This window comes from Streptomyces sp. NPDC127092 (assembly GCF_042722475.1).
Classification (GTDB): domain Bacteria; phylum Actinomycetota; class Actinomycetes; order Streptomycetales; family Streptomycetaceae; genus Streptomyces.
Genome location: NZ_JBHXFE010000007.1, coordinates 147,729 through 174,280, shown reverse-complemented (window position 1 = coordinate 174,280; position 26,552 = coordinate 147,729). Strand labels below are relative to the sequence as shown.

The window sequence follows — 26,552 nt, the reverse complement described above, 5'->3', positions numbered from 1 at the left end:
CCGTTTCTCCCATCTTCGTCCGACCAGAAAAGGTCCATCTTGAAGATCCGCCGAATTCTCGCGACGGCCGTGGCCGCCGCTGTGACCACGCCGGTCGTGTTCCTTTCCGCCGCTCCGGCGTTCGCCGAGGACAAGCCCGCGGCGCAGACGCAGGACCAGAAGCAGACGATCAAGGAACTGCGCGAGGCCGTCGTCAAGGCGCAGGGCGCGTACGACGCGTCCGTCGTCGCCTACGCGAAGGCCCAGGAGGCCCTCGCCGCGCTGGACAAGGCCGACAACCCGCTGAAGAAGGCGGCCGCCGACGCCAAGAAGGCGTCCGACGACGCCGCTGCCGCCAAGGCGGCCGCCGACAAGAAGCTTGCCGACGCCGAGAAGGCGCTGGCGGAGATCCAGGCCAAGCCGGACGCCACTCCGGATGAGAAGGCCCTCGCCGAGAAGGCCGTCGCCGACGCGAAGACCGCCGCCGACGCCGCCAAGGCCACCGCCGAGACCAAGGCCGCCGAGGCGACCGAGGCCCAGGACGCCCTGGACGACGCGCGCGTCGCCGCCGTCCGTGAGGCGGAGAAGGCCCGGGTGGCCAAGGAGAAGGCGGCGAAGGAGCTGGACGCCGCCAAGGACGCCCTGCGGGAGGCGGAGGAGGAAGACGCGGAGACGGGTGAGGGGTGCGACAAGGTCGAGTTCAGTGAGGACCTCGTCACCACGCTGAGCGGCCCGGCGAAGATCACCGCCGGCCAGAGCGGTGTCTACACCCTCCACGTCAGCAACAAGGGCGAGGACACGCTGGTCGACGTCATCGGCTACGCGGACGCCATGGACGAGGAGGGCAATCTCTTCGACCTGGCCTGGTCCGCTGTCGGAAGCTCGACGTGGCAGCCGCTCGACGAGGAGGACGACTTCTTCCCCGGCCCCGCCTCGCTGGGTCCTGGCAAGTCCTTCGACGTCAAGCTGAAGGTCACCGTCGACGCCAAGACCCCGGCCAAGGAAGGCGCCGTCTACGCGGGCGCCGACTACGAGACCGAGGATGGCACCTGCGGCTTCGCCGACGAGAGCGCCTACGCCGGTTTCACCATCACCAAGCCCACCCAGCCGGGCACCGGCGGCACCGCTGGCAACGGAAACACCACCCAGCAGGGCGGTCAGTCCACCACGCCGGTGACCACCGGAACCTCCGGCACGCTCGCCAACACCGGCGCGGGCTCCTCCACCATGCCGATCGCCCTCGCCGCCGGCGCGGCCGTGGTGCTCGGTGCCGGTGCGATGGTCGTCGTGCGCCGTCGTAAGGCCGGCGCCGACGCGTAATCGCGTGCGGTGACGGTGAAGGGCCCCTTCCGGAATTCCGGGAGGGGCCCTTTCTCTTCCAGGCGGATCAGCCCGCCGTGCGCGGGATGCGTTTCTCCCACGTGCGGTGGAAAACGATCTCCCCGCCCTCCCGGCAGACCACCTCGTCCGACGTCAGGAACGCGTCCGCGTCGCACGTGATCTCCGAGCGGGTCTCGATTCGGACGTCCCACGCCATTTCCGGGCGGTGGAGGCGGATGTTCCAGTCCGAGCGGGTACGGGCCGTCAGCGGGCCCGACTCGGCGATCGTGTACGTGTCCAGGGCGTCGTCGGTGTACTCCAGGCCGTCCGGGTACACCCGGGTGCCGCCGTAGCGCGGGTCGACCTCCAGGCGCCACTCGCCCTTCGCCACGTCGCGGACCACCACCCGCTCCGGGCGCGGCTCCTCCAGGGTGCGCGGGCAGGACACGTTCAGCGGCTCGGACTGTTCCGGTTCCTCGAACTCGACGGCGTCGGCCGTCCGGGCGCGGACCGGGAGGGTGAGGGAGGAACCCGTCGGGTCGAGGGTGAAGCCGGCGGCGTCCGGCTGGGGCCAGATCCACGGCCAGTACGTGGAGGAGACCGCGAGGCGGACCCGGTGGCCGGGCCGGAAGGCGTGGCCGATGGCGTTGAGCCGGAAGTCGTAGCTCTCCCACTCGCCGACCTGCGCCTCGACCGCCCGGTCGCGGCCGTAACGGGCGGAGAGGTTCAGCACGCCCCGGGTGACGAGCGTGGACGACCCGTCCGGGGCGATGTCGCAGAGGCGGGCGATGACCTGGCCGGTCGGGGCCGCCGCGCGCAGGGACAGCCTCACCGACGGACTGCCCAGGATCTGGAGGGCAGGCCCGTCATCCGGGACCGGGAAGTCGAAGCACGCCGAGTGCGCGTCCTCCTCGCGCTGGTCCGGCGGCAGGTCCGCGTCGTTGCCGAAGGGGAAGAAGCGGCCCGCGTCGAGGCCGGTCTGCTGGGGCGAGGACACCTCCACCCGGTCGCCCTGGAAGCCGTACGTCACCGGAGTGACGTTCGGCGACGGCCAGGACGGGTCGGTGACCCAGCGGCCCGGCAGCTCCTCGTACACCGTCGCCGGCGGGTGCGAGTCGCTGATCCAGGAGCGCAGCAGCGGCTCGGCCATCACGTCGTTGTCGACGTTCTTGAGGTGGTGGTCCCACCAGCGCAGGGTCTCCTGGAGGAAGCCGATCGCCGGGCCGGGCGGCAGCCCGCGGTCGGGGTACTGGTGCGACCAGGGGCCGATGATGCCGCGGACGCGGTCCTGCGGGAGGTGCTCGACGAGCCGGAGCACGGTGTCGCGGTACGGGTCGTGCCAGCCGCCCACGGCGAGGACGGCGGAGCGGATCGAGGTGTAGTCCTCGCAGACGCTGCCGTGCCGCCAGTACGCGTCGCGGGTCTGGTGGGCGAGCCACGTGTGGGTGAACGGCGTCACCGCCTCCAGGCGCTCCAGCCACATCTCGCGCCACTCATCGCCCACGTAGTGCGGGTCCGGCGGCCGGGACACGAAGGCGAGCATGGCGGCGGCCCAGGCGTGCATGTCGACGGCGAGGACGGAGCCGCCCAGGTAGTGGAGGTCGTTGTCGTAGCGGTCGTCGGTGGAGCAGACGGTGACGACCGCCTTCAGGGGCTCGGGCGCCAGGGCGGCGATCTGGAGGCTGTTGGAGCCGCCCCAGGAGATGCCGAACATGCCGACGCGGCCGGTGCACCAGGGCTGCTCGGCGAGCCAGTGCACGACGGCCACGCCGTCGGCGAGCTCGGTAGCGTCGTACTCGTCGCCGGGCAGCCCCTCGCTGTTGCCGTGGCCGCGCACGTCCACCCGTACGGAGGCGTAGCCGTGGCCCGCGTACCAGGGGTGGCGCTGCCAGTCGCGGGGCGCGGTCCAGTCGGTGAGGCGGTAGGGGAGGTATTCGAGCAGGGCGGGGACGGGCTCGTCGGTGAGCGGGCGCCACACGCGGGCGTAGAGCCTCGTGCCGTCGGGCATCGGGATGCGGACGTCTTCGTGGCGGGTCTCGTACGGGAAGCGGGTGCGGATCTTGGCGGTCCTCTTCGCGGGCCTCGTGGTCCCCGTGATCTTCGTGGTCTTCATGGCTCCGGACACCTCGTGGCGCACGCCTGGTCGCGACCGTGCCCGGGCTCGCCGTTCGGGCCGATGTCGATCGCTGTTCGGGACAAAACGCCTACTCCTGGTCGTATGGGCTGATCACGAACATACCGGGGGTGACGGGAAGGCGCCCACGGTGATCGAAACGTGACCGGATACGCTGGCTTGAGTGAATGGACCGACACATCGACAATCCGAGTCATCGGCTGGTCGTGGCAGGGTCATCGGCGAGTCATCGGCAGGTCGGCCGGAAGGTCGACCGGCAGGTCGGCCGGCGAGCCGGTCGGCAGGTCGAGCGGCAGGCCGAACGGCAGGTCGTCGGCGTGCGGTCCGGACATCGTGAAGACAGCGTCAAGGACAGCGTCAGTAGGCGTCAGCAGACAGGAGATCCCCTCGTGACCGTCGTCGGGCCGTTCGGTCTTAGCGTGCGGGACCAGGCTCTCGAAGCCGATGTCCAGACCGGCTTGGCCGCCGTGGAGGCGGGCCTCCTCGACGCCACCAAGAGCGATGTCCCGTTCATCACGGAGGCCGCACAGCACCTCGTGCTGGCCGGCGGCAAGCGGTTCCGGCCGCTGCTCGTGATGCTCGCGGCCCAGTTCGGCGACCCCTACGCGCCGGGCGTCGTGCCCTCGGCCGTCGTCGTCGAGCTGACCCACCTCGCCACGCTGTACCACGACGACGTCATGGACGAGGCGGCCGTACGGCGCGGCGTCGCCAGCGCGAACAGCCGCTGGGGCAACTCGCTCGCCGTCCTGACGGGTGACTTCCTCTTCGCCCGCGCGTCGCACACGCTCGCGGACCTCGGACCCGAGGCCGTACGCATCCAGTCCGAGGCGTTCGAACGGCTCGTCACCGGCCAGATCCTGGAGACCGCCGGACCGCAGGAGGGCCGCGACCCCATCGCGCACTACCTCGACGTCCTCAGCGGCAAGACCGGCTCGCTCGTCGCCGTCTCCTGCCGCTTCGGCGCGATGATGTCCGGCGCGGACGAGGGCACCGTCGACATCCTCACCCAGTACGGCGAGCGGCTCGGCGTCGCCTTCCAGCTCGCCGACGACGTCCTCGACATCGCCTCCGACTCCCACGAGTCCGGCAAGACGCCCGGCACCGACCTCCGCGAGGGCGTCCCCACGCTGCCCGTGCTCCACCTGCGCGCCGCCGCGGCCGCCCACGGCCGCCCGGAGGACCTCGAACTCCTCGCGCTCGTCGAGGGCGACCTCACGGACGACGCCCGCCACGCCGAGGCCCTCCGCCGCCTCCGCGTCCACCCGGCCCTGGAGCAGGCCCGCCGCGAGACGGTCCGCTACGCGGAGGAGGCCCGCGCGATGCTGGCCCCGCTCCCGGAGGGCTACGCGAAGGCGGCCCTGGAGGAGCTGTGCGACGCGGTGGTACACCGGGCGGGCTGATTCGGCTTCGCCGGACTACCGACCGTCCCGGGTCCCGGGCCCGAGCTCGGATAGGCGAAGGGCCGCACCCCTTGACGGGATGCGGCCCACAGGGATTGCGGGGTGCAATCCAGATGGACGTCGACGACATCCGTTCGAGGTTCGGCAGCAAGTATGACGAGGCCGTCATCGAGATGTGGATGAGCCTCAGTTCCAAGAAGGCAGTCCAGGCCTGGGCGAGAAGCATTCAGGGCACCTGATGATCGGACACAAGTCATGAGCAAGCCGCTCTGGGCTGATGAGATCTTCGACTGTGGGGATCTCCCCCAGGAGAACACCGAGGAGACGTCCGAGGAGGGAGCGCGACGCTGGGAGCGCTACACCCAGCTGGCAGACGGTGTCACCGGAAGTGAGGGCACGGCGGGTGTGTCGGCCCTGATCCGGTCGTTCAGAGTGGATGAGGATTTCGGGGCTTACGAGTCTGCCATCGCCGCGCTTCAGAGGTTTCCTCGCGATGTCCTCGGGCGAGGGGTGGCGGAATCAGCGGCCACTCTGACTGAAATCCCCGAGGACTGGAGTGGCAATGTCCTACTCCTCACTGTCCAGATGGGGCAGGGTTCGATCGACGCATTCAACAGGGGAATCTCCTCCCTCGCTCCACGAGAAAGGGAGTCGCTCGCGCGCCTCATCGAGTTCCACGAATCGAATGAGTGGCTCTCTGAATCGGATTGCAGAGGCAAGTTGATCTCGTAGTAGGCGCCGCGCCGAACCAATGTGCACAGCGGGGGCAGATCCCCAGGGCGAAGGAGATCGGGCAGGGCACTCTGCTGGCTGCTCAACCCGCACGTGCGCAACCTGGAGGGCTGCACGGGGCGATTGGGAGAGCGTGGGGCAGGGGACGGCATCTTTGCAGGCGCAGGGCCCCCCTCCGTTGGGCGGGCTCGCCCTAAGGGTGGGTCATCCCGTAGGTGTACGTGAGGTTGAGTCCGCGGGCTGACGATTCCCGGGCGCCGTGCTGGTGGGATGGAACCATCAAGAAGGGTCCACGAGGGCACGGAGGGAACGCAGACATGGCAGGACAGCGCAAGGCGAGCCGTTACGTCGTCCCGGTCGCGGTGGCCGGGGTGGCCGCGGCGACCATCGGGCTGGTGCCGGCGCTCGCCGCGTCGGGTGACCCGGATCTGCCGGACATCACCGCGCAGCAGCTCATCGAGAAGATCGCCGCCTCGGACACCCAGACCCTGTCCGGCACGTTCAGGATCAGCACCGACCTGGGGCTGCCGTCCTTCGCGGGGCTGCTCCCGTCGGCGCCGGGCGGGTCCGGCTCCGGTTCCGCCGACCCGTCGGAGCGGCTGACCCAGCTGGTCTCCGGCTCGCACACGCTGCGGGTCGCGGCCGACGGTCCCGACCGGCAGAAGCTGACGCTGCTCGACGGCTCGGACGAGTACAGCCTGATCCACAACGGCGACGACCTCTGGGCGTACGACAGCAAGTCGAACGAGGTCTTCCACGAGAAGGGCGCCGGCGGCGCGCAGGGCAAGGAGGGCGAGCACGGCAAGGGGGGCGACGAGCTGCCCGCTACGCCCAAGGAGCTTGCCGACGAGGTGCTGAAGGCGGCCGGCGACACCACCTCCGTCACCGTCGGCGGTACCGCCAAGGTGGCCGGCCGGGACGCCTACCAGCTGGTGATCAAGCCCAAGCAGTCCGGCTCCACGGTCGAGTCCGTCACGATCGCCGTGGACGCGGCCAACGGCACCCCGCTCAAGTTCACCCTCGACTCCGTCAGCGGCGGCAAGCCGGTCGTCGACGCGGGCTTCACCAAGGTGGACTTCGCCAAGCCCGCTGCCGACACCTTCGACTTCAAGGCTCCGAAGGGCGCGAAGGTCACCGAGGGCGCCGGAGAGGCGGCGGACAAGGCCGGGAAGGGCGGGAAGGACGCCGAGGACGCGTTCGGCGAGGACTTCGGCATGGGTCTCGGCGGGCTCTTCGGCGGGATGGAGAAGGGCGAGGGAAGCGAGCCGAACATCATCGGTGAGGGCTGGACCACCATCGCCCAGCTCGACACCGGCGCCCCCGCGCCCAAGACCGGCGAGGCGCCGAAGGAGGTCCAGGGCTTCCTGGACGCCCTCGGCGACAAGGTGAGCGGGAAGTTCGGCTCCGGCACCGTCTTCAAGACGAAGATCGTCAACGCGCTGATGACGGACGACGGCAAGGTCTACGTCGGTGCCGTCACGCCGGACGCGCTCGTGAACGCGGCCAACTCGGCCAAGTAGCTATTCGGCAGTGCTCGTTGGGACTGCTTGTTGGGACCCCGGGTGGGTCGGGGCTGTCGTCACCGACCCACCCGGGAGTTTTTCTGCGGACTACGGGAACGTCAGCTTGAAGCTGTTGATGTAGCCCGTGTCGACCGCGGCCTTGTCCTGGACGCGGAGGCTCCAGACGCCGTTGGCGACCTCGGAGGAGGCGTTCACGGTGTAGGTCTGGTTGATGTTGTCGGCGCTGCCGCCGGAGCGGTTGTGCAGGTTGTAGACCGAGCCGTCGGGGGCGACGAGGTCGACGACGAGGTCACCGATGTAGGTGTGGACGATGTTCACACCCACGGAGAGGTTGCTCGGCGCGTTGCCGCTGATCCCGGAGACGGTCACGGACGAGGTCACCGCGGTCCCGTTGTCCGGGACGGCCACGTCGGCCGTGTTCTCGAAGACCGTGCCGGTCGGCGGCGTGGTCGTGCCGGTCGACAGGTTCCAGACCGCGTACGCGATGGCGTCGGCGTTGCGGTCCAGGGCGGTGTCGTTGATGTTCGCCGTCGTGTCGCACGAGGAGTGGTAGCAGCGGTCGAAGGCCGTGGCCGTGCCGCCCCACTTCTGCACCTGGGCGGAGGTCTTCACCCGGCTGGCGCCGGTGAACAGGCCGCCGACCGGGATGCCCACGTTCTTGAACGAGGCGTGGTCGGAGCGGCCGTCGCCCTCGGTCTCGATCTCCGTCGGGACGCCGAGGCCCGCGAAGTAGTTCTTGAAGGTCTGCTCGATCGTCGGGTCGTCGTCGTAGACGAAGTAGCCCGGGTTGGGCGAGCCGATCATGTCGAAGTTCAGGTAGCCCTTGATCTTCGAACGCTCGGTGGTGGGCAGGTTGTTGACGTAGTACTTCGAGCCGACCAGGCCCAGCTCCTCCGCGCCCCACCAGCCGAACCGCAGGTGCTTGGTGGGCTGGAGCTGAGCGCGGGAGACGGCGAGCGCGGTCTCCAGGATGGCCGCCGAACCCGAGCCGTTGTCGTTGATGCCCGGCCCCGAGGTGACCGAGTCCAGGTGCGAACCGGACATGATCACCTGGTTCGGGTCGCCGCCCGGCCAGTCGGCGATCAGGTTGTAGCCGGTCGTGCCGTTGTACGTGAACTGCTGGACGGTCGTGGTGTATCCCGCCGCGTCCAGCTTGGCCTTTACGAAGTCGATGGACGCCTTGTAGCCGGTACGGCCGTGGGCGCGGTTGCCGCCGTTGTTCGTGGCGATGGTCTGGAGGTCGGCCAGGTGCTGCTTGACGTTGGTCACCGATATGTCGGGCGGCGTCACGGCGGCGGCGTTGCCCGATGCGGCGGTCGCCGGGGCGGCGCCGGCGAAGGCGCCGAGAACCAGTGCCGAGGCGCCGGCCAGGGCCGACAGTCTTGTGGACAGTCTCGCGGAGAGTTTCATGTGGGGGCTCCGGATTCCGAACTGGGGATGGGACGGAACGTGCGAGCGCCTCGCGCCGTGGGTGACGCGAGGCGTTGGAGCATGGCAGAGCTGGTCAGCGTGTGTGGAGCTTCATGGAGCACGAGCTTGGTCTGAGCACGAGCTTGGTTCGAGCACGAGCTTGGTTCGAGCACGAACTCGGCGTTGCACGAGCTTGGTCGGAGCGTGTGCGGCTGCGCTGTGTGTGACGAATGTTCAGGGAGAGTTTGACTTCTCGTCAAGAGCAGAAACCGGTCAGGAGTGTTCGCTCACCGAACACCCGAGCGCCCGCAGACGCAGCGTCGACATCGCGTCGTCGAGAGGATGAGGCCGGCTCCACCTCTGGAGGTTGACGGCGATGGACATCTGGCGCCTGCCGTCCGCTCGGGTCATGGACATCGTCCCGGCGCCCCAGACCGAGCCTTCGTTGCCCCAGAAGGTGCCGCAGCCCGGGACCTCGACCTTCTGCAGCCCCAGGCCGAACGTGATCGTCGACCCGTCCAGGGCGATCACCGGCACCGTCCGCTGCATCTGCGCCAGCGAGGCCGGTGCGATGATCCGGCCGCCGAGCAGCGCCCGGTAGAAGCGGTTCAGGTCCTCCATGGTGGACACCAGGCCGCCCCCGGCCATGTCCCACGACATGGTGTAGACGCTGTAGTCGCGCGGCGGTTCGAGCGCGCCCCAGAGCGCCTCGTACATCTTCGAGTGCGGGCCCTCGATCCGCGGCCCGGTGGGGAAGAAAGTGTGTCGCAGCCCGGCCCGCCCGATGACGTTCCGGGCGATGTACTCCTCCGCCGGCACGCCCGTCACCCGCGCCAACAGCTCTCCCAGCAGGAGGTAGTTCGTGTTCGAGTAGACGCCGGGGAGCGCGCCGGGCTCGGCCGTCGCCGGCGCCGCGAGACCGAGCGCGATCAGATCCGGCACCCGGAACCGCGTGAAGCGGTTCTCGTCGAGGCTCTTCGAGGAGACCGGCCCGTCGGCGCCGGATATGGACGGGAAGGCGTACGGGATGTACTCGGCGAATCCGCTGGTGTGGTTGAGCAGCATCCGCACCGTGACCACCCGGCCGCGCTCGCCCGGTACCAGCTCGGGCAGGTAGTCGCCGATCGGGGCGTCGAGCCGTACCCGGCCCTGCTCGACCTGCTGGAGCACGGCGGAGGCGGTGAAGACCTTGGTGATGCTCCCGACCCGTTGCAGCAGATCGGGCCGGACCGGGCGCCCCGACTCCAGGTCGGCGACGCCCGCGGCGCCCCGCCAGGTGCGCCCCGCGTCCCGCACCTCGGCGAAGGCGCCGGGCATGCCGGCGGCGTGCAGGCCGTCCAGGGCGGACTGGAGCGCGACGGGGTCGAGCCCGGGGGTGGGCGAGGGGGCAGGAGAGGCGGCGGGAGTGGGAGCTGGAGAGGGAGGGGGAGTGGGGGATGTGCCGGTCTTGGCGGCCGCGGGGGTGGTGGTCGCCGCCATCAGGCCGAAGGCGGCGAGCCCGAGCAGTGTCAGGCGCAGTTTCATGGGTCGGTCCTCTCGTGAGCGGGGGGTGGTGGGGGCTAGCTGCCGGGTGCTCGAAGCCGGGTACTGCGTGCTGGGTGCTCGGTGCCGGGGCTTCAGTCGGCCAGGGCGCGTCGCAGTACGGCTCCGAGCTCGGCGTTCTGCCGCTGCGAGACGTCCGCGGAGACGATCGCCTGCGAGCCGTGGAAGGTGCCGGGCCACTGGTGCAGCTCGACCGACACGCCCGCCTGGAGCAGCCGCAGTGCGTAGTGGATGTCCTCGTCGCGGTTGGGGCACAGCTCCGCCGTCGCGATGTACGCGGGCGGCAGGCCCGTCAGGTCCTCGGCGCGGGCGGGCGCCGCGTACGGGGTGGCGGGCCGTCCGCCGAGGTAGTGCCGCCACGACGCCGCGACCTTGTCCCGGTCGACCCAGGGCGTGTCGGTGAAGTTCCGCTGCGACCAGGTCTCCTGCCGGTCGTCGAGCTGGGGCTGGTTGAGCAGTTGGAAGCGGATGGCGGGGCCCCGCTCGTCCCGCGCCCGCAGGGCCACCGCCGCCGCGAGCCCGCCGCCGGCGCTGTGTCCGGCGACCGCGATCCGCGCCGGGTCGACGCCGAGCCGGCCGGCGTTCGCCGCCGCCCAGGTGAGCACGGCGTAGGCGTCGTCGAGGGACGCGGGGAAGGGGTTCTCGGGCGAGAGGCGGTAGCCGACCGAGAGCACCACCGCGCCGGAGGTGGCGGCGAGCCGGGTGGCCCACGGGTGTTCGGTGTCCACGTCTCCGGTGACGTGTCCGCCTCCGTGCAGCCACACGACGGCGGCCCGCGCGCCGTGCGGGCGGTAGACGCGTACGGGTACGTCCGGCGCATAACGTGCATCAGCACCAGCAGCACCGGCGGCGGCCGGCACCGCGAGGTCCTCGACCTCCATGCCGGAGGTGTCAGGCAGCGGCACCGAGGCGGCGAGCTGGGCGAAGAGCTTGCGGGCGCCGGCCGGGTCGGCGAGGTCGGCCTGGGGGAACAGCGGGACGAATGCTTCGAGTTCGGGATCCATGACGGCCATCCTGGCGGCCGCGGCCCGGCGGGTCGGCCGCCGTCCGTCGCGCTTCCTGCCCGGATCGCGCACCGATCGGCGCGGGCCGCCGCGCCGCCCGTCCTTCTATCCTTCCGGACATGGAGGCACTGGCCCTGCGGCTGTCGGGACTCGATCCGTACGCCGGCGGCGCGATCCGCATCGTCGCGTTCTACGACACGCTGATGCGCCGCCGCGTCGACCTCCCGGCGCTCGCCCGCGCCTCGGCCGGTCTCGCGGAGTGCGTCACCGGGATACGGCTGCACGGCACGGGGCGGGCCGTCCGCGTCTCACCGCTGGGCACGGAGGTCGACGTGTCGACGCCGTCCGCGCCGACGCCGTCCGCGCCGACGCCGTCCGCGCCGATGCCGTCCGCGCCGACGTCGTCCGCACCGATGCCGTGCGCGTCGACGACGGCGCCGGTCACGCTCGACGAGGAGGAGATCGGCGAGGTGTGGCTGGAGCGGCCCGGCCCGCCGAACGCGCTCGACGAGATCCTGCTCGACCGCCTCGCGATCGCCGTCGCGGCGGCCGTCGAACGCTACGGCCCGGCCCGTACGACCATGGCCGACCCGGCCCTCGTCGAACTCGCCGTCGCCCCGACCACGGACCCCGCCGCCCGGGCCCGTGCCCTGCGCCTCCTGGGCTTCGCCCCCGGCCGGCCGGTCCAGGTGGTCGCGGTCCGCTCCGACGTTCCTCTCGACAGGATCGGCGCGCGCATCTGCCCGGCCGGCCTGGTGAAGGCAGCGGTCCTGGCGGCGCCTGGGGGACCTGCCGGACGTGCTGGACCCGCAGGACCCGCCGTACCCGGCGCGTCTGCTGGACTCGCCGGACCCGCCGTACCCGGCGCGCCTGCCGGACTCGCCGGACCCGCCCGACTCGGCGGACCTGGCGCGCCTGGCGGACCTGGCGCGCCTGGCGGACGTGGCCGGCCCGCCGTGTCCGGCGGTGAGATCGGCGTGCTGCTCGCCACGGCCGTCGACCCCGCCCGCTTCCCGGACGGTGTACGGGCCGGGGTCGCCGACGCGGACAGCCCCGAGACGTCCTGGCGGCAGGCCCGTACAGCCCTGCGCTTCACCACGGACGACCAACCAGTCGTCCACTACGCCGAGTTGGGCGCGCTCGCGCTGCTCGCCGAAGTCCCCGACGCGGCCGCGCGCGCCAACCCGGACGTCGCCGCGCTCGCCCGGGCGGTGGCCGGCCCGGAGGGCCGGGAAGCCCTGGAGACCCTCGACGCCTACTGCGCCACCGCCTCGCTCCGACGCGCCGCCGAGCGCCTCCACCTCCACCACAGCAGCGTCTCCCGCCGCCTCGACCAACTCGGCAGGGCGCTCGGCCTCGACCTCACGACCCCGACGGGCCTCACGCGGGCCCGGCTGGCGCTCACGGCGTGGCGGCTCCTGGCGGACGAGCCCGAGCCCGTGCACTGGCCCTGAACTCGCCGCCTCCATCGAACGATGCAGCCCGAAATCGTCCCGTCGACCGAGGTACCGCCCTCCGGCCCGCTCCTACGCTGAAGCCGTCCCCCTCGAACCGACGGCACCCAGCCGAATGCCGCGAGCCGCAAGACGCGAGACGCGAGACGCGAGAAAGGTAGAGGTCTCTCATGAGCCGCGCCGCGAAGAACCTGACCGAAGGATCCGTGACCTTGCTCGTCGGCCTCGCGCTGGCGCTCTTCGCCGACGGGATCGAGATCCCGGTCTTCACCCTCACCAAGGTGGGAGTGGTCCTGATCGTCGTCGGCGCCGCCCTGCTGCTCACCGGCCTCGTCCAGGCGGTACGGGAGAGGTGAGGCCGGCCCCGTGACGCCTGGGCCGGGTTCGTGAACTACGCGTCCGAATAGCGCCAGCACCGGTCCCGCGCCCGCGTGAAGGTGGGCGTATGACCACGACGACCTACACCCCACTCGCCATCCCGCCCGCCGCCCTGGCCGAGCTCCGCCGTAGCGACGACGCGGGCCGCGCGTGCCGGCCGTTCACGGCGGACGCCGAGGCCGCGGGGAACCCGCTGCGCTGCTGTCTGCGCTCCTCGCGCGAGGGGGAGCGGATCGCGCTCGTGTCGTACGCCCCGCTGCGGCGGTGGGCCGCCGAGACGGGGGCGGAGCCCGGGGCGTACGACGAGCAGGGGCCGGTCTTCATCCACGCCGAGGAATGCGCGGGTCCGCCCGCCGCGCCCGAGACGTACCCCTTCGACCGGCCCGGCGCGCTGCGGACCCTGCGCCGTTACGACGCCGCCGGGCGGATCGTCGGCGGGCGGCTCCTGGAGATCCCGGAGGTGCCGAACGAGGGCTTCGACCGGGCCTTCGCGGAGGCCTTTGCCGACCCGGCCGTCGCGCTCGTGCACGTACGGGCCGTGGAGTACGGCTGCTTCCACTACGAGGTGCGGCGAGAGAACCCGTAGGGCGCCGTAGGGCACACCCCGTAGGGCGGGCGCCCCGTAGGGCACACCCCGTAGGGCACACCCCGTAGGGTCGGTCCCATGACCAGCGACCAATTCAGTGACGCGTTCCTGCTGGAGGCCGAGCGGCACGCCGCGTGGGGCGCGGCGCAGCTCGAAGCCCTGACGGACTTCCTTCCCGAGGGGGACTGGACGGCCGACCTGGCGGCCTGCCGCTACCGGCAGGGGCCGCTCGAGCTGAGGGTCGGTGTCCTCGGCACGTACGACATGAACGAGCAGAGCTGGATGTGGGGTTGGGCCAACCCCGGGCTGCGCGGTGGCGAGGTGGTCGCGCTGGCCGGAGCCGTCGAGCGGTACGGGCGGGCGCATGGCATCGCCGAACTCACCGCGGAGGTCCTGGACCTGTCCGGCTTCCCCGACCCGCGGCGCGCGGCCGAGATGCTGGCCTTCACCGGGATGGGCGTCGCCGAGGCCGCCGGTTACATCGGCATGCCCGCCGGCCCGGCCACCCAGGTCTACTTCCTGCCCGACGACCCGCAGGTCCCGCGCCCCGGCCTGGACCCGGTCACCCTGCCCCGCACCCTGCTCACCGGCGCCGGCCTGATCGGCCGCTCGCCCCGCCACGTCGTCGAGGGCCACTTCGACCACCACGGCGCCCCGTACCGCGCGGAGCCGGACCGGATCACCGCCGAACTCCCGGGCGGCGGCACGGCCGTGGTCTCCTTCGACGGCCTCGGCCGGATCGCGGGAGTGGAACTCGACGTCGTACGCGTCGGCGGCTAGACGACGGGCGGCTGGACGGCGAGGGCGGCTGGACGACGGGCGGCTGGACGGCGAGGGCGGAAGCGACCACAGTCCCGGGTTCCTGGTCCCGGGTCCCTGGTACCTGGTCCCTGGTCCCGGGTCCCTGGGCGTAGGAGCGGATCAAGGGCGCGGGAAGCGGGCGCGCACGCCGTCGATGCAGGTGTCCCGGGAGGTGGGCCCGCCGAACCGGAGGCGATCGTAGGCCGTGAACGCCGGTTCCATCGTGTCGAGTTCGTCGACCAGAGCATGCAGTCGCGCAGTCCACTGCGCCGAACCGGCATCCGGCTCGTGCACCGCGGCGCCGATCGCGGTCGTCAGGTGATCCTTGCGCTGGATGGTGGCCGGAGTCACCGAGTGCAGACACACGTACTGTCCGCTGAGATACGCATTCCACTCCGCCTTCCCGGCCATCGGATCGGCCCAGTGCGCGGTGAACCACGCTTCGAGCAGGTCTACGCCGCCGGCCTCCTCGGCCAGAGCGAACAGGTCGCGCGGCACCATCTCGGCGCCGTCGGAGCGCAGATATCCCGGGAGCGGCAGCCGCCGTCCCAGCATCAGCCGGCGGACGGCATCGGCATCGCGGCCGTGGAGCGCGCACAGTTCCTCCAGGGAGACGAACTGCGCGGTGACATACGCGTCATCGGCATCGGTCATCGGATGGTCGCCGTTGACCTCCCGGAACCGCTCGACGATCTGCTGCTTCAGGTCCGTCTCCGTCACAAGAGGCCTCCGGCGTCATCCGCGCGGGCCTCTCCCGCGCGGACTCCGCACGCTACAAGCGGCATGATTCGGCACTCACCGAACTGTTGGCGGCCGCCCCGCGGGTGCGGCGGCCGGAGGGGGGCGACGGGAGGTGAGGCGGGCCCCTAGGATCGCGGGCATGGCCCTGATCATGAGTGACGTGGACCGGTTCGAGGCCGCGCGGCCGCGGCTTCAGGCCATCGCCTACCGGCTGCTCGGCTCTTCGAGCGAGGCCGAGGACGCCGTGCAGGAGACCTTCCTGCGCTGGCAGGCGGCCGACGTCGAGCGGATCGAGGTGCCCGAGGCCTGGCTGACCAAGGTCCTCACCAACTACTGCCTCAACCAGCTCGCTTCGGCCCGCGCCCGGCGCGAGACGTACGTGGGCAGGTGGCTGCCCGAGCCGCTGCTCGCCGGTGACCCGATGCTCGGCCCCGCCGACACCGCCGAGCAGCGCGAGTCGGTCTCGTACGCCGTCCTCGTCCTGCTCGAACGCCTGTCGCCCAACGAGCGGGCGGTGTACGTGCTGCGCGAGGCCTTCGACTACCCGCACCGGGAGATCGCCGAGATCCTCGACATCACCGAGGCGGCCAGCCAGCAGATCCTCCACCGGGCCAAGAAGCACGTCGCCGACGGCAAGGCGCGCACCGAGATCGACGAGGCCGCCGCCCGGCGGATCGTCGAGGAGTTCCTGGCCGCGGCGACCAGCGGCCGTACCGAACCCCTCGTCGCCCTGCTCACCCAGGACGCCGTCTCGGTCGGCGACGGCGGCGGCAAGGTCCCCGCCCGCGCGAAGGCGTTCGAGGGCGCGCTCGCCGTGGCCACGTTCCTGCGCGGTCTGTTCAAGCCCGCGCCGGCCAAGCGGGCCCTCGTCGGCGGCGTGCCCGAGATCTACGCCACGACCGCGAACGGCGGGCCCGCCGTCGTGGCCGTGGTGGACGGCCGGGTCGTCGGCATCACCTGCCTGGAGGTCACCGCGGACGGCATCGTCGCGGTCCGCAGCCAGGTCAACCCCGACAAGCTGGTCCGCGCGACCGAGCGGTGGGCCGCCGCGGAGCACGGGGAGCCCCTGTACGTCCTCTGAGTCCTCCGGCCTCGGGTGTACGGGCTCTGCACGTCCTCCGCACGTCCTCTGACTGTGGTCTTACGGGCTCCTTGGTTTTACGGGCTCCGATCGGGGTGTGACGCAGGTCACATACCGACCCTGTCAGGAAACGCCGGGCTGCCCGGTTCAAGGGTCGACACCGCGCAAGACCACGGCGCACCCGACCCGCACAGACAGGAGCAGGGCCATGCAGCACCGCATCGTCGTCCTCGGAGCCGGCTACACCGGAGCCGTCACCGCCGGCCGCCTCGCCAGGCGGCTGCGCCGCGAGGACGTCACCATCACCCTCGTGAACCCCGAGTCCGACTTCGTCGAGCGCGTCCGGCTGCACCAGCTCGCCGCCGGCCAGGACCTCAGGCCCCGCCCCTTCGACGAGATGTTCGCGGGGACGGGCGTGGAGCTGAAGCTCGCCAAGGTCACCGCCGTGGACGTGGACCGCAAGACCGTGACGGTCACCGCCGCGACCGGCTCCGCGGCCGGCGGGTCCGGTGTCGAGCCCGCCGCGGCCGGCTCCGGGCAGGAGAAGCTGGCGTACGACACCCTGGTCTACGCCCTCGGCAGCGGCTGGAACGACGGCGACGTCCCCGGCGTCGCCGCCCACGCCCACGAGGTCGCCAGCCGTCCCGGCGCCCTCCGCCTCCGCGACCGCCTCGCCGCCCTGGACGCCGGCCGGCCGGTGGTCGTGGTCGGCGGCGGCCTGACCGGAGTGGAGGCCGCGACCGAGATCGCCGAGGCCCGGCCGGACCTCGACGTGGCCCTCGCCGTACGCGGCGAGCTCGGCGACTGGCTCTCCGAGAAGGGCCGCACCCACCTGCGCAAGGTGACGGCCGGGCTCGGCATCACCGTCCACGAGCACGCCGCAGTCACCGCCGTGACGGCGGACGCCGTGCGGACCGCCGACGGCGCGACCGTCCCGGCCGACGTCACCGTCTGGACCACCGGCTTCGCCGTCCACCCGATCGCCCGGGCCACCAGCCTGGAGCTGGGCGAGGGCGGCCGGATCGTGGTCGACGGCACGATGCGCTCGGTCTCCCACCCGGACGTGTACGCCGTGGGCGACGCGGCCCTCGCGACGGGCCCCGGCGACAAGCCGCTCCGCATGTCCTGCGCCTCCGGCGTGCCCATGGCCTGGCAGGCCGCCGACGCCATCGCCGCCCGCCTCACCGGCACCAAGGTTCCCGGCGTCTCGATCCGCTACTTCCAGCAGTGCGTCTCCCTCGGCCGCAAGGAGGCCCTGATCCAGTTCGTCACCGCCGACGACCGGTCGGTCGCCAGGGCGCTGACGGGCCGCGCGGCCGTCCTCTACAAGGAGCTGATCTGCAAGGGCGCGGCCTGGGGCGTCGCCAACCCGACCGCCGGCCTGCCGACCCGCCGTCGTCGTGTCGTACGGCAGCAGGTCCAGCCCCCGGTCCCGGCCGAGGCGGCGGCCTGAAGCGCCGACGCGAACGCCGACGCGAACGCCGACGCGAACGCCGCCGAGAACGCCGCCGGCAACCGGGACGGAGCCTCACGAGGACCGGGACGTCAGTGGACGCAGAACTCGTTGCCCTCCGGGTCCGTCATGACCGTCCAGGAGCCGCCCTGTTCCGCCACATGGCGCACGGCCTTCGCGCCCAGGCCCTCCAGGCGGGCCACCTCGGCCTCGCGGTTCTCCGGTCCCGGGTGGAGGTCCAGGTGGAGGCGGTTCTTGCCGGTCTTCGGCTCGGGCACCCGCTGGAAGAGGATGCGGTGCCCGAGCCCGGCGTCGGTGTCCGGGTCGAAGGGATCGTCCGGGTGGCGGACGGCGGCGAGGTCGCGCCAGGCCGGCCGGCCGTGGACGGTGACGGTCACGTCGGGCTCGACCACTCCCGCGGCGAGCAGCCGGGAGACCAGGGCGCTGTGGTCCTCCTCCCGGTAGTGGAGGGCGGCGGCCCAGAACCCAGCCTGGGCGTGCGGGTCGGCCGAGTCGATGACGAGCTTCCAGTGGATTGCGGTCATGTGACCTTTTATAGGGTCCGCCTCTGACATCGGCGGCCGGACCGCGCCTGCCGCGCCTGCCGATCTGCGACCGACGTCACGGTCTCGGCGGCCGTTTCCGCGCCTAATGTGGGGGGATGAACGATTCGCCCGGCTGCCCTCTGGTCGGTGTCGCCGCCACGTACATGACCCGGCTCGCGGAACTCTCCCTGGAGCCGGGCCTGGTGGCCGCCGTCGACCAGCACGCGGCGGCCGTGTGCGACGCGCTCGCGCCGCCCTCCCGGGGGCGCGGCGCCATTCCCGCGCAGCGGGGCCCGCAGGCCCGGACCGTCCGCCGCGAGGAACTCTCCGACTACGTGCTCGGCTTCACCGACCGGCTCACCGAGGTCGCCTGGACGGAACCCGCAGGACACGACTTCGCCACCCTGCGTCTGACGGCCGTCTGCTGGCTGATCCGCGAGCACGACCTGCTGGCGACCTGACCCACCGCTCGCCCTCCCGGCCGGCCGACACGGGCCCGGCCGCGCCCAGCCTCGGCCTCAGCGCCCAGCCTCGGCCTCAGCGCGCCCAGCCTCCGCCTCAGCGCCCGGCCTGTGCCGACGGGGCCGGCTCCGCCACGGTGACGGCAGCCGGCTCGGCCAGCGCGGCGGCCGGCTCGGCCAGAGCCGCCGCCTCCGGCTCGGTCGCCGCCGCGGCGCTCGCCGCCGCCAAGGCCTCGCGGCTGCGCCGGGCCGTGCGCAGGCCGTCCCAGGTGAGGACCGTCAGGGCCAGCCACACCAGTGAGAAGCCCACCCAGCGCTCCGGCGGCATCGCCTCGTGGAAGTAGAGGACGCCGAGCAGGAACTGGAAGACCGGCGCCAGGTACTGGAGCAGACCGAGGGTCGAGAGCGGGACGCGGATGGCCGCCGCCCCGAAGCAGACGAGCGGGATCGCGGTGATCACGCCGGTCGCCGCGAGCAGCGCGGCGTGGCCGGCGCCGTCGGAGGTGAAGGTCGACCGGCCCTGGGTGCCCAGCCACAGCAGGTAGCCGAGGGCGGGCAGGAACTGTACGGCGGTCTCGGCGGCCAGCGACTCCAGGCCGCCGATGTTGACCTTCTTCTTCACCAGGCCGTACGTGCCGAAGCTGCACGCCAGGACCAGTGAGATCCACGGCAGCCGCCCGTAGCCGATGGCGAGGACGACCACCGCGAGGACCGCGATGCCGACGGCCGCCCACTGTGCGGGCCGGAGCCGCTCCTTGAGCACGAGTACGCCGAGGGCGATGCTGACCAGCGGGTTGATGAAGTAGCCGAGCGAGGACTCCACGACGTGGCCGGCGTTCACGGCCCAGATGTAGACGCCCCAGTTGACGGTGATGAGACCGGCGGCGAGGGCGACCAGGCCGAGCCGGCGCGGGGTGCGCACCAGGTCGCGGACCCAGCTCCAGCGGCGCAGCGCGAGCAGGGCGAGGCCGACGACGACGAACGACCAGACCATGCGGTGGGCGAGGATCTCGACCGCTCCGGCGGGTTCGAGGAGCGGCCAGTAGAGGGGGAACAGGCCCCAGATGCCGTACGCGGCTATGCCGTAGATCAGTCCTGTGCGCTCCGCCCGCTGATCGTGCTCCGTGTCCACCGGACCTCCTGCCCCTGCCGGCCCTGCGCCGCGCGTCCTCACGAAGGTAGCGCCGCGAAGGGCCGGCTGTCATGCCCGTATCGCCATACGGTCCTGACGGATCAAGAAGCGGCGGGCGCCTGGGCGAGCGCTTCGCGGATCGTCTCGGCGAGCGGGCTGGTCGGGCGGCCGATCAGGCGGGACAGGTCGTCGCCGCGGGCGGCGAGCGCGCCGCGCGCCACGGCCTCGTCGACGTCGACCAGGATCTCGGCGAAGGGCTGCGGCACGCCGGCGCCGACGAGGATCTCCAGGTGGGCGGCGGCCGGCACGTTCGTGTAGCCGATCTCCTGGCCGGACTGGCGGGCCACCTCGGCCGCGTACTCGGCGAGCGACCAGGACACGTCGCCGCTCAGCTCGTACGCCCGGCCCAGGTGCTCGTCGAGCGGGCCGGTCAGCACGGCCGCGGCCGCGGCGGCGTAGTCGGCGCGGGTGGCGGAGGCGACGCGGCCCTCGCCGGCGTTGGCGACGACGGTGCCGTGGGCGAGGACGGGGGCGAGGTTGGCGGTGTAGTTCTCCGTGTACCAGCCGTTGCGGAGGAAGGTGTACGGCAGCCCGGAGTCGAGGATCGCCCGCTCGGTCGCCTTGTGCTCGTCGGCCAGGACGAAGTCGGCCTCGGGGCCGCCGAGGACGCCGGTGTACGCGAGCTGGGCGACCCCGGCGGCCTTGGCGGCGGTGATCACGGCGGTGTGCTGGGCCACGCGCTGCCCGACCTCGCTGCCGGAGATCAGCAGGACCCGGTCGCCGGCCTCGAAGGCGCCGGCCAGCGTCTCGGGCCGGGAGTAGTCGGCGACCCGGAGCTCCACGCCGCGCTCGGCCAGGTCGGCGGCCTTCGCCTTGTCGCGGACGACGGCGACGAGGGACTCGGCGGGCTCGGTGGCGAGGAGTGCGTCGAGGACGAGACGGCCGAGCTGTCCGGTGGCTCCGGTGACGACGATGCTCATGGGGTTCTCCCGGGGGTGCGGTGAAAGGGCAACGCACTCACCGTACGACTGGCGCTAACCTTTCGAAAGTACCCACTTTGAAGTAAGGTACTGGTATGCCGGTAAGTGCCCAAGGTTCCAGGAAGCCCGACGTCAACGACGCGATGTGCCCCTCGCGCCTCGTCCTGGAGCACGTCACCAGCCGCTGGGGCGTCCTCGTCCTCATCGCCCTGCTCGACCGCTCGTACCGCTTCGGCGAGCTGCGCCGGAAGATCGGCGGGGTCAGCGAGAAGATGCTCACCCAGACCCTCCAGACCCTGGAGCGCGACGGCTTCGTCCACCGCGACGCCAAGCCCGTCATCCCGCCCCGCGTCGACTACAGCCTCACCGCCCTCGGCCGCGAGGCCGCCCTCATCGTCGCGGAGCTCGGCCGCTGGACGGAGCGACGGCTCCCCGCGGTCGAGGAGGCGCGTGTGCGTTACGACACGGTGCGTGAAGCGTCCCAATGAGGTTGTAGCCGGGGCCTGTTGGGGCCGCCCGGCGTACGATCGCTCACCTATGGGGATTCCGTGACCATGTGTGGGGGGAATCGTGGCGCACGTGAGGCGAAGACTGCTGCGCGCCTGCGGGGTGGTGACGGCGGGCGGGGCGCTTCTGCTCGCCGGATGCTCGGCGGATGACGGAGGAGCCGGCGGCACCGGCGGGGGCAAGGGCGGCGGCAGGGGCGGCGGCAAGGGCGGTACGAGCGCGAGCGCTTCGGCGCCGCCGACCGCGAGCCCCCGCCCCACCGCCCTCCCCTTCACGCCCGACCCGAAGCGGGTGCCGAAGAACGCCGCCGACGCCCGGCGGCTGGCCCTGGAGATCGTGGCCGGTCCCGAGTCCTGGGGACCCGACTTCGTCAAGCGCACCCCGTACCTCAGCGACCCCGGCTCCTGGCCGGTCCTCGACGCGAACTGCCAGTGGCAGACGGGCTCCCTGCCCCGCTCCGTCCTCGCCAGCGTCACCGCCAACAGCGAGATCCCGGCCACCCCGGGCAAGGGCCCCCTGCGGGTCGCCGCCACCGTCACCGTGCACCGCACCGAGACCGACGCCGACTGGGAGATGGCCGAGACCCTGGAGGAGGCGCTGCGCTGCCCCGACCAGCAGCTGCGCGAGGGCGAACGCGTCACCGGCCTCGGCTCCCTCGGCCTGCCCTACGGCATCGGCGGCAACGCCCACGCGACCGACTCCCTCAACGAGAGCGGCTTCTACGTCAACGACGCCTTCAAGGGGCGGCAGGGCTACAGCTGGTACCAGGTCCGCATCGGCCAGGTCACCATGGCCACCGTCGTCAAGGGCGCACCCGGCCGCACCGAGGACCTCGTCACCGTCCTGACCCAGGCCCAGGTCACCATGGAGGAACGCGTCAAGAAGCAGATGGGAGCCACGTCGTGACCCCGACCCCCGGGCAGGCCTCCGACGCGACCCCCGAACCGGACGCGCTCCAGCCGCTGCTCCCCTCCGACCCCTCCGCCCTCGCCGGCTACCGGCTCCTCGGGCGCCTCGGCGCCGGCGGCATGGGCGTCGTCTACCTCGGCCGCACCGACACGGGCGCGCTCGCCGCCGTCAAGGTCACCCACGCCGACCAGGCCGACCAGGCCGACTTCCGGGCCCGCTTCCGCCGCGAGGTCGAGGCCGCCCGCCGGGTCGTCAGCCCCTGGGCCGTCCCCGTGGCAGGCGCCGACCCCGACGCCCCCGAGCCGTGGATGGCCACCGCCTACGTGCCGGGACCGTCCCTCGGCGAGGCCGTCCGGGCGCACGGGCCGCTGCCCGAGCGGAGCGTACGGATCCTCGGCGGCGCCGTCGCCCGCGCGCTCGCCGCCGTGCACGCGGCCGGGCTCGTGCACCGGGACGTGAAGCCCGGCAACATCCTGCTGGCCGTCGACGGGCCCCGGCTCATCGACTTCGGCATCGCCCGCGCGACCGGGGAGACCGGACTGACCTCGGCCGACATGGTCGTCGGCACCCCCGGCTTCCTCGCCCCCGAGCAGGCCGAGGCCCGCGCCGCCGAGATCGGCCCCGCAGCCGACGTCTTCGCCCTCGGCTGCCTGCTGGCCTACGCGACCACCGGACGCCCGCCGTTCGGCACCGGCGCCCTGGACGCCCTGCTGTACCGGACCGTCCACGACGAGCCCGACCTCACCGGCGTACCGGAGGGGCTGCTCGGCCTCGTACGGCAGTGCCTCGCCAAGGAACCAGCAGCGCGCCCCACCGCGGCCGAGGTCGCCCACCTGCTCACCGAGGACACCCCCGGCGCCCCCGCCGACTGGCTGCCCGCGTCCGTCGTCGCCACCATCGCCGCCCGCTCGGCGGCCATGCTCGCGCTCCCCGACATCGACCCGACCGCGCCCGGCACGGACCCGGAGGGCCCGGCGGACCCGGCTGCCCCCGCCCCGTCGCGGCGGCGCTTCCTGCTGCTCGGCGCCGGTGCCGCGGTGCTCGCGGCGGGCGGCGGCGCGTACGCCCTGCTCCACCGGGACGACGACGGGAACGACAGCGGGAGCGACGCCAAGCCCGCCGCGCCGAAGCGCCGGAACACCTGGGCCATCGGGGTCCTCGCCGACCTGTCCGGGCCCGCCCGGGAGATCGGCCTGGCCCAGGAGCGCGGCGCCCGGCTCGCCGTCGAGCGGTTCAACGCCGTGCACAAGGGCAAGCCCTTCACCCTCGAACTCAAGGTGTCCGACGACCGCGGCGACCGCGCCGGCGCCTTCGCCGCCGCCCGCCGGCTCACCTCCGACCCCTCCGTGCTCGCCGTCCTCGGCCCCACCTCCGACGACACCGGCGTCGCCGCGCTTCCCGCCTTCGAGGAGGCCGGTGTGCCGCTCCTCACCACCTCGGCGGGCTATCACCTCCTCACCCTGCGCGGCGAGAGCGGCCCGCAGAACACGACCGTGCTGCGCGCCATCCCGAGCCACTTCATGGCGGGCAGCTTCCTCGCCTGGGCCACCACGCTGCTGCCGCAGGTCCGCCGCCCGGGAGTCCTCCAGGAACGCACCGACGACCAGTACAGCTGGCAGTACGTCAGCGGCGCCCGCTTCGGCTTCCGGCAGGCCGGCCTCAAGCCGCACTTCCGGGTGATCCCCGGCCGGGCCACCGACTACCGCCGGATCATCGGCGAGATGATCGACGCCGGCATCGACACGTACGTTCACTGCGGCGTCCGCTCCACGGCCGTGCTCGCCGCCCGCGCCCTGAAAGAACTCGGCTTCACCGGGCCCCGGTTCACCGGCCAGCACGTCTTCGGGCCGCAGTTCCTGAAGGAGGCCGGGAGCGCCGCCGAGGGCTGGTTCGTCTGCGCGCCCGTCATCGACCCCGTCCAGCGGGCCGCCGACCCGAAGCAGAAGGCCGCCGACCGCAAGCCCACCCAGGACTTCCTCGACGCCTACCGCAAGCGATACGGCACCACTCCGGCCTTCTACACCGGCGAGTCCTTCGACGTGGTCAACCTGGTCACGACCTGGCTCACCACGAGCGCCGCCAGGGGCCCGCTCACCCGCAAGGGGCTGTGGCAGGCCCTGCACGGGCAGAAGTACACGGGAGCCATGGGCGGTTACTCCTTCGACAAAGACGGCGACCTGTCCGGCGTGGGCACCTTCCTCTACGGCGTGCAGAAGGGGGCCTACAAGTACCTCGGCCCCGCGCCCGGCGGGCCCGCCAACAAGTCCAGGAAGAGCTGACGGTGCAGCCGCTCAAGAAGGCCGACCCTTCCGCCATCGCCGGCTACCGGCTGCTCGGGCGGCTCGGCGCCGGCGGCATGGGCGTGGTCTACCTCGCCCGGTCCGCCGGCGGCGCCCTCGCCGCGCTCAAGCTGATCCGCGCCGAGCACGCCGCCGACCCCGGCTTCCGGGCCCGCTTCCGCCGGGAGACGGCCACCGCCGCGACCATCACCGGCCGCTGGGTGGTCCGGGTCCTGGGCGCCGACCCGGAGGCCCGCGAACCGTGGCTGGCCACCGAGTACGTGCCCGGGCCCTCGCTCGCCGAGGCCGTCGCCCTGCACGGCCCGCTGCCCGAGACCGCCGTCCGGGCCCTGGGCGCCCGGCTCGCCGACGCCCTCGACGGCGTGCACGCGGCCGGGCTCGTCCACCGGGACGTCAAGCCCGGCAACGTCCTCCTCGCCCTCGACGGGCCGCGGCTCATCGACTTCGGCATCGCCCGGGTCAGCGGCGCCACCGCGCTCACCGCCACCGGCGCGATGATCGGCACGCCGGGCTTCCTCGCCCCCGAACAGGCCGGGGTCGCGAGCGCCGGAGAGACCGGCCCGGCCGCCGACGTCTTCTCGCTCGGCTGCGTCCTCGCGTACGCGCTGACCGGCCGCCGCCCCTACGGTACGGGCGCGGTGGCCGCCGTCGTCTACCGCACCGTCCACGAGGAGCCCGACCTCGACGGCCTGCCCGAGCCGCTGCTGCCGCTGGTGGAGGCCTGCCTCGCCAAGGACGCCGCCGACCGGCCCGGCGCCGCCGAGGTGCGGGACGCCCTCGGCCCGTACGAGGGCCCGGCGGCGGGCGACTGGCTGCCGGCCGGCCTGCCCGCGCTGATCGCCCAGCGCTCCTCGCGGGTCCTCGACCTGCCGGTCGCCGACCCGACCATGCTCGACCCCGAGGAACCGCAGGGGACTTCACGGCGCCGCTTCCTGGTCCTCGGCGCGGCCGGCGCCGTCGCGGGCACCGGCGGTCTCACCGCCTGGCTGCTCGGCCGCGACCCGGCCGGCGGGACCGGCGGCGGCGCGGGCGCAGGCACGTCCGGGCGGAGGACGGCGTACACGATCGGCGTGCTCACCGACCTCAGCGGCCCGGGCAAGGCGGACGGGCGCGCCCAGGAACGCGGGCTGCGCCTCGCCACGGAGACCTTCAACGCCCGCGCCGACCGGCCCTTCGACCTGGCGCTCAAGGTGACGGACGACGGCGGGGACCCGAAGCGGGCCGCGGCCGGGGCCCGCGCACTGCTGAAGGACCCGGCCCTGGTCGCCGTGCTCGGCCCGACGACCGCCGAGACGGCCGTGGCTGCGGCGGACGCGCTCGTCGACGCGAAGGTGCCGGTGCTGAGCGTGGTGGCGTCGGTCCCCGCCGGGACCACGATCCGGGGCCAGACACCGGAGCTGCGCACGTACTTCGAACCGCGGCCGCCCGGCCAGGCGATGATCGTGCCCTTCGGCCGCTACCTCACCGAGCACAAGCGGGGCCGCACCGCCGTCATCGAGGACCGCGCCGCCGGCACCTACGCCTGGCTCTCCGCCCAGTCCTTGCGGCAGTCGCCGCCCGCCCGCGGCACGGTCACCGTGCACCAGGTCGCGGCCGGCAGCGAGGACTTCGGCCCGGCGGTCCGCTCGGCGCTCGCCACGTCCCCGACGGGCGTGATGTACGTGGGGACGTCACCGCGCCGGGCCGCGCTGTGCGCCAGGGCCCTGCGGCAGCAGGGGTACCAGGGCCCGCGCGGAAGCGTCGAGGCCGCGCTCGGGCCGGAGTTCCTCGCCCTGGCGGGCCCGGCCGCCGAAGGCTGGTACTTCGGGACGAGCTACACCGACCCCGACACGGTCCCGGCCGCGAAGGAGTTCACCGCCGCGTATCGCAAGCGCTGGCGGCTCGCCGCCTCCGATCCCGTCGACCGCTTCGCGGCGGAGTCGTACGACGTGCTGACCTGGGTGGGGCAGACCCTTCGCACCGCCGTCGGGAGGAATCCGGAGCGCCCGGGCGCGGCGATGTCGACCGTGTTCATGAAGGACGCCCGGCAGTACCGGGGCGTGACCAGGTCCTACGAGTCCATGACCGGCGAGGCCGCGGAGGCCTCCCTCGACGGGCTGAGCCTCTGGCGGATCCGCTCCGGAAAGCCCCGCTGCCTCGGCCCGTTCGCCGAGGCAGCGAAGCGCGACTGATCGCGAGGG

The 26,552-nt window shown here is 72.8% G+C and carries 24 protein-coding genes; 16 read left to right on the top strand and 8 right to left on the bottom strand.

Annotated features, from left to right (window positions below; all coding sequences use genetic code 11):
• Nucleotides 1-39 precede the first annotated feature (39 nt).
• Nucleotides 40-1,299 (top strand): LPXTG cell wall anchor domain-containing protein, encoded by a 1,260-nt coding sequence (locus ACFWJO_RS08830; protein ID WP_386864055.1) that lies wholly within the window; start codon nucleotides 40-42, stop codon nucleotides 1,297-1,299.
• A gap of 67 nt (nucleotides 1,300-1,366) precedes the next feature.
• On the opposite strand, the gene ACFWJO_RS08825 is transcribed toward ACFWJO_RS08830, so the two are convergent.
• Complete coding sequence (locus ACFWJO_RS08825) at nucleotides 1,367-3,412, bottom strand: CocE/NonD family hydrolase (RefSeq protein WP_386864054.1); 2,046 nt, start codon at nucleotides 3,410-3,412, stop codon at nucleotides 1,367-1,369.
• Between the two features lie 410 nt (nucleotides 3,413-3,822).
• Between ACFWJO_RS08825 and ACFWJO_RS08820 the strand changes: the two genes are divergently transcribed.
• The 4 genes from ACFWJO_RS08820 (at nucleotide 3,823) to ACFWJO_RS08805 (ending at nucleotide 7,085) form a co-directional block, all read left to right on the top strand.
• Nucleotides 3,823-4,833: a polyprenyl synthetase family protein gene (locus ACFWJO_RS08820; RefSeq protein ID WP_385693394.1), complete on the top strand. Its 1,011-nt coding sequence runs from the start codon at nucleotides 3,823-3,825 to the stop codon at nucleotides 4,831-4,833.
• A gap of 113 nt (nucleotides 4,834-4,946) precedes the next feature.
• Nucleotides 4,947-5,072, top strand: a complete 126-nt coding sequence (locus ACFWJO_RS08815) for a hypothetical protein (protein ID WP_386864053.1) — start codon at nucleotides 4,947-4,949, stop codon at nucleotides 5,070-5,072.
• 16 nt (nucleotides 5,073-5,088) lie between these two features.
• The gene (locus tag ACFWJO_RS08810) at nucleotides 5,089-5,565 is read left to right on the top strand and encodes a hypothetical protein (RefSeq protein WP_386864052.1); all 477 of its coding nucleotides are present in this window, start codon (nucleotides 5,089-5,091) and stop codon (nucleotides 5,563-5,565) included.
• A 317-nt stretch (nucleotides 5,566-5,882) separates the two neighbouring features.
• A complete protein-coding gene (locus ACFWJO_RS08805; RefSeq protein WP_386864051.1) occupies nucleotides 5,883-7,085 on the top strand; it encodes an outer membrane lipoprotein carrier protein LolA in 1,203 nt (400 codons plus the stop codon).
• A 90-nt stretch (nucleotides 7,086-7,175) separates the two neighbouring features.
• Here the strand turns inward: ACFWJO_RS08805 and ACFWJO_RS08800 are convergent, their stop codons facing one another.
• The 3 genes from ACFWJO_RS08800 to ACFWJO_RS08790 form a co-directional block, all read right to left on the bottom strand.
• Nucleotides 7,176-8,498: a M28 family metallopeptidase gene (locus tag ACFWJO_RS08800; RefSeq protein WP_386864050.1), complete on the bottom strand. Its 1,323-nt coding sequence runs from the start codon at nucleotides 8,496-8,498 to the stop codon at nucleotides 7,176-7,178.
• Nucleotides 8,499-8,771: 273 nt separating this feature from the next.
• Nucleotides 8,772-10,022: a serine hydrolase domain-containing protein gene (locus tag ACFWJO_RS08795; protein WP_386864049.1), complete on the bottom strand. Its 1,251-nt coding sequence runs from the start codon at nucleotides 10,020-10,022 to the stop codon at nucleotides 8,772-8,774.
• A gap of 92 nt (nucleotides 10,023-10,114) precedes the next feature.
• Nucleotides 10,115-11,044, bottom strand: a complete 930-nt coding sequence (locus ACFWJO_RS08790; RefSeq protein WP_386864048.1) for an alpha/beta hydrolase — start codon at nucleotides 11,042-11,044, stop codon at nucleotides 10,115-10,117.
• 119 nt (nucleotides 11,045-11,163) lie between these two features.
• Here ACFWJO_RS08790 and ACFWJO_RS08785 point away from each other — a divergent pair, with 119 nt between their 5' ends.
• The 4 genes from ACFWJO_RS08785 to ACFWJO_RS08770 all read left to right on the top strand — a co-directional run bounded on the left by ACFWJO_RS08785 (nucleotide 11,164) and on the right by ACFWJO_RS08770 (nucleotide 14,242).
• On the top strand, nucleotides 11,164-12,498 hold the full coding sequence (locus ACFWJO_RS08785; RefSeq protein WP_386864047.1) for a helix-turn-helix domain-containing protein: 1,335 nt from the start codon (nucleotides 11,164-11,166) through the stop codon (nucleotides 12,496-12,498).
• A gap of 170 nt (nucleotides 12,499-12,668) precedes the next feature.
• Nucleotides 12,669-12,854: a DUF5708 family protein gene (locus ACFWJO_RS08780; protein ID WP_384412084.1), complete on the top strand. Its 186-nt coding sequence runs from the start codon at nucleotides 12,669-12,671 to the stop codon at nucleotides 12,852-12,854.
• An 89-nt stretch (nucleotides 12,855-12,943) separates the two neighbouring features.
• On the top strand, nucleotides 12,944-13,462 hold the full coding sequence (locus ACFWJO_RS08775) for a DUF1203 domain-containing protein (RefSeq protein WP_386864046.1): 519 nt from the start codon (nucleotides 12,944-12,946) through the stop codon (nucleotides 13,460-13,462).
• A gap of 78 nt (nucleotides 13,463-13,540) precedes the next feature.
• On the top strand, nucleotides 13,541-14,242 hold the full coding sequence (locus ACFWJO_RS08770; RefSeq protein ID WP_386864045.1) for a DUF6882 domain-containing protein: 702 nt from the start codon (nucleotides 13,541-13,543) through the stop codon (nucleotides 14,240-14,242).
• A 141-nt stretch (nucleotides 14,243-14,383) separates the two neighbouring features.
• Here the strand turns inward: ACFWJO_RS08770 and ACFWJO_RS08765 are convergent, their stop codons facing one another.
• Nucleotides 14,384-14,983 carry a DUF6058 family natural product biosynthesis protein gene (locus ACFWJO_RS08765; RefSeq protein WP_386864044.1) on the bottom strand — a complete coding sequence of 200 codons (600 nt, stop codon included), beginning with the start codon at nucleotides 14,981-14,983 and terminating at the stop codon, nucleotides 14,384-14,386.
• A 160-nt stretch (nucleotides 14,984-15,143) separates the two neighbouring features.
• On the opposite strand from ACFWJO_RS08765, the gene ACFWJO_RS08760 reads away from it, so the two are divergent.
• Together ACFWJO_RS08760 and ACFWJO_RS08755 are read left to right on the top strand one after the other, a co-directional pair.
• A complete protein-coding gene (locus ACFWJO_RS08760; protein WP_386864043.1) occupies nucleotides 15,144-16,085 on the top strand; it encodes an RNA polymerase sigma-70 factor in 942 nt (313 codons plus the stop codon).
• Between the two features lie 208 nt (nucleotides 16,086-16,293).
• On the top strand, nucleotides 16,294-17,538 hold the full coding sequence (locus tag ACFWJO_RS08755; RefSeq protein WP_386864042.1) for an NAD(P)/FAD-dependent oxidoreductase: 1,245 nt from the start codon (nucleotides 16,294-16,296) through the stop codon (nucleotides 17,536-17,538).
• Between the two features lie 92 nt (nucleotides 17,539-17,630).
• Here the strand turns inward: ACFWJO_RS08755 and ACFWJO_RS08750 are convergent, their stop codons facing one another.
• Entirely contained in the window at nucleotides 17,631-18,083 is a 453-nt protein-coding gene (locus tag ACFWJO_RS08750) for a VOC family protein (RefSeq protein WP_386864041.1), read from the bottom strand.
• A gap of 116 nt (nucleotides 18,084-18,199) precedes the next feature.
• On the opposite strand from ACFWJO_RS08750, the gene ACFWJO_RS08745 reads away from it, so the two are divergent.
• On the top strand, nucleotides 18,200-18,544 hold the full coding sequence (locus tag ACFWJO_RS08745; RefSeq protein ID WP_386864040.1) for a DUF6401 family natural product biosynthesis protein: 345 nt from the start codon (nucleotides 18,200-18,202) through the stop codon (nucleotides 18,542-18,544).
• 97 nt (nucleotides 18,545-18,641) lie between these two features.
• On the opposite strand, the gene rarD is transcribed toward ACFWJO_RS08745, so the two are convergent.
• Complete coding sequence (gene rarD / locus ACFWJO_RS08740; protein ID WP_386864039.1) at nucleotides 18,642-19,676, bottom strand: EamA family transporter RarD; 1,035 nt, start codon at nucleotides 19,674-19,676, stop codon at nucleotides 18,642-18,644.
• 101 nt (nucleotides 19,677-19,777) lie between these two features.
• The gene (locus ACFWJO_RS08735) at nucleotides 19,778-20,656 is read right to left on the bottom strand and encodes an SDR family oxidoreductase (protein WP_386864038.1); all 879 of its coding nucleotides are present in this window, start codon (nucleotides 20,654-20,656) and stop codon (nucleotides 19,778-19,780) included.
• Between the two features lie 95 nt (nucleotides 20,657-20,751).
• Between ACFWJO_RS08735 and ACFWJO_RS08730 the strand changes: the two genes are divergently transcribed.
• The 4 genes from ACFWJO_RS08730 to ACFWJO_RS08715 all read left to right on the top strand — a co-directional run bounded on the left by ACFWJO_RS08730 (nucleotide 20,752) and on the right by ACFWJO_RS08715 (nucleotide 26,543).
• Nucleotides 20,752-21,144 carry a winged helix-turn-helix transcriptional regulator gene (locus tag ACFWJO_RS08730; protein ID WP_386864037.1) on the top strand — a complete coding sequence of 131 codons (393 nt, stop codon included), beginning with the start codon at nucleotides 20,752-20,754 and terminating at the stop codon, nucleotides 21,142-21,144.
• 91 nt (nucleotides 21,145-21,235) lie between these two features.
• Complete coding sequence (locus ACFWJO_RS08725; RefSeq protein WP_386864036.1) at nucleotides 21,236-22,069, top strand: hypothetical protein; 834 nt, start codon at nucleotides 21,236-21,238, stop codon at nucleotides 22,067-22,069.
• Entirely contained in the window at nucleotides 22,066-24,351 is a 2,286-nt protein-coding gene (locus ACFWJO_RS08720; protein ID WP_386864035.1) for a bifunctional serine/threonine-protein kinase/ABC transporter substrate-binding protein, read from the top strand. The genes ACFWJO_RS08725 and ACFWJO_RS08720 overlap by 4 nt, the downstream gene beginning before the upstream one ends.
• A 2-nt stretch (nucleotides 24,352-24,353) precedes the next feature.
• Nucleotides 24,354-26,543 carry a bifunctional serine/threonine-protein kinase/ABC transporter substrate-binding protein gene (locus ACFWJO_RS08715; protein ID WP_386864034.1) on the top strand — a complete coding sequence of 730 codons (2,190 nt, stop codon included), beginning with the start codon at nucleotides 24,354-24,356 and terminating at the stop codon, nucleotides 26,541-26,543.
• Nucleotides 26,544-26,552: the final 9 nt, after the last annotated feature.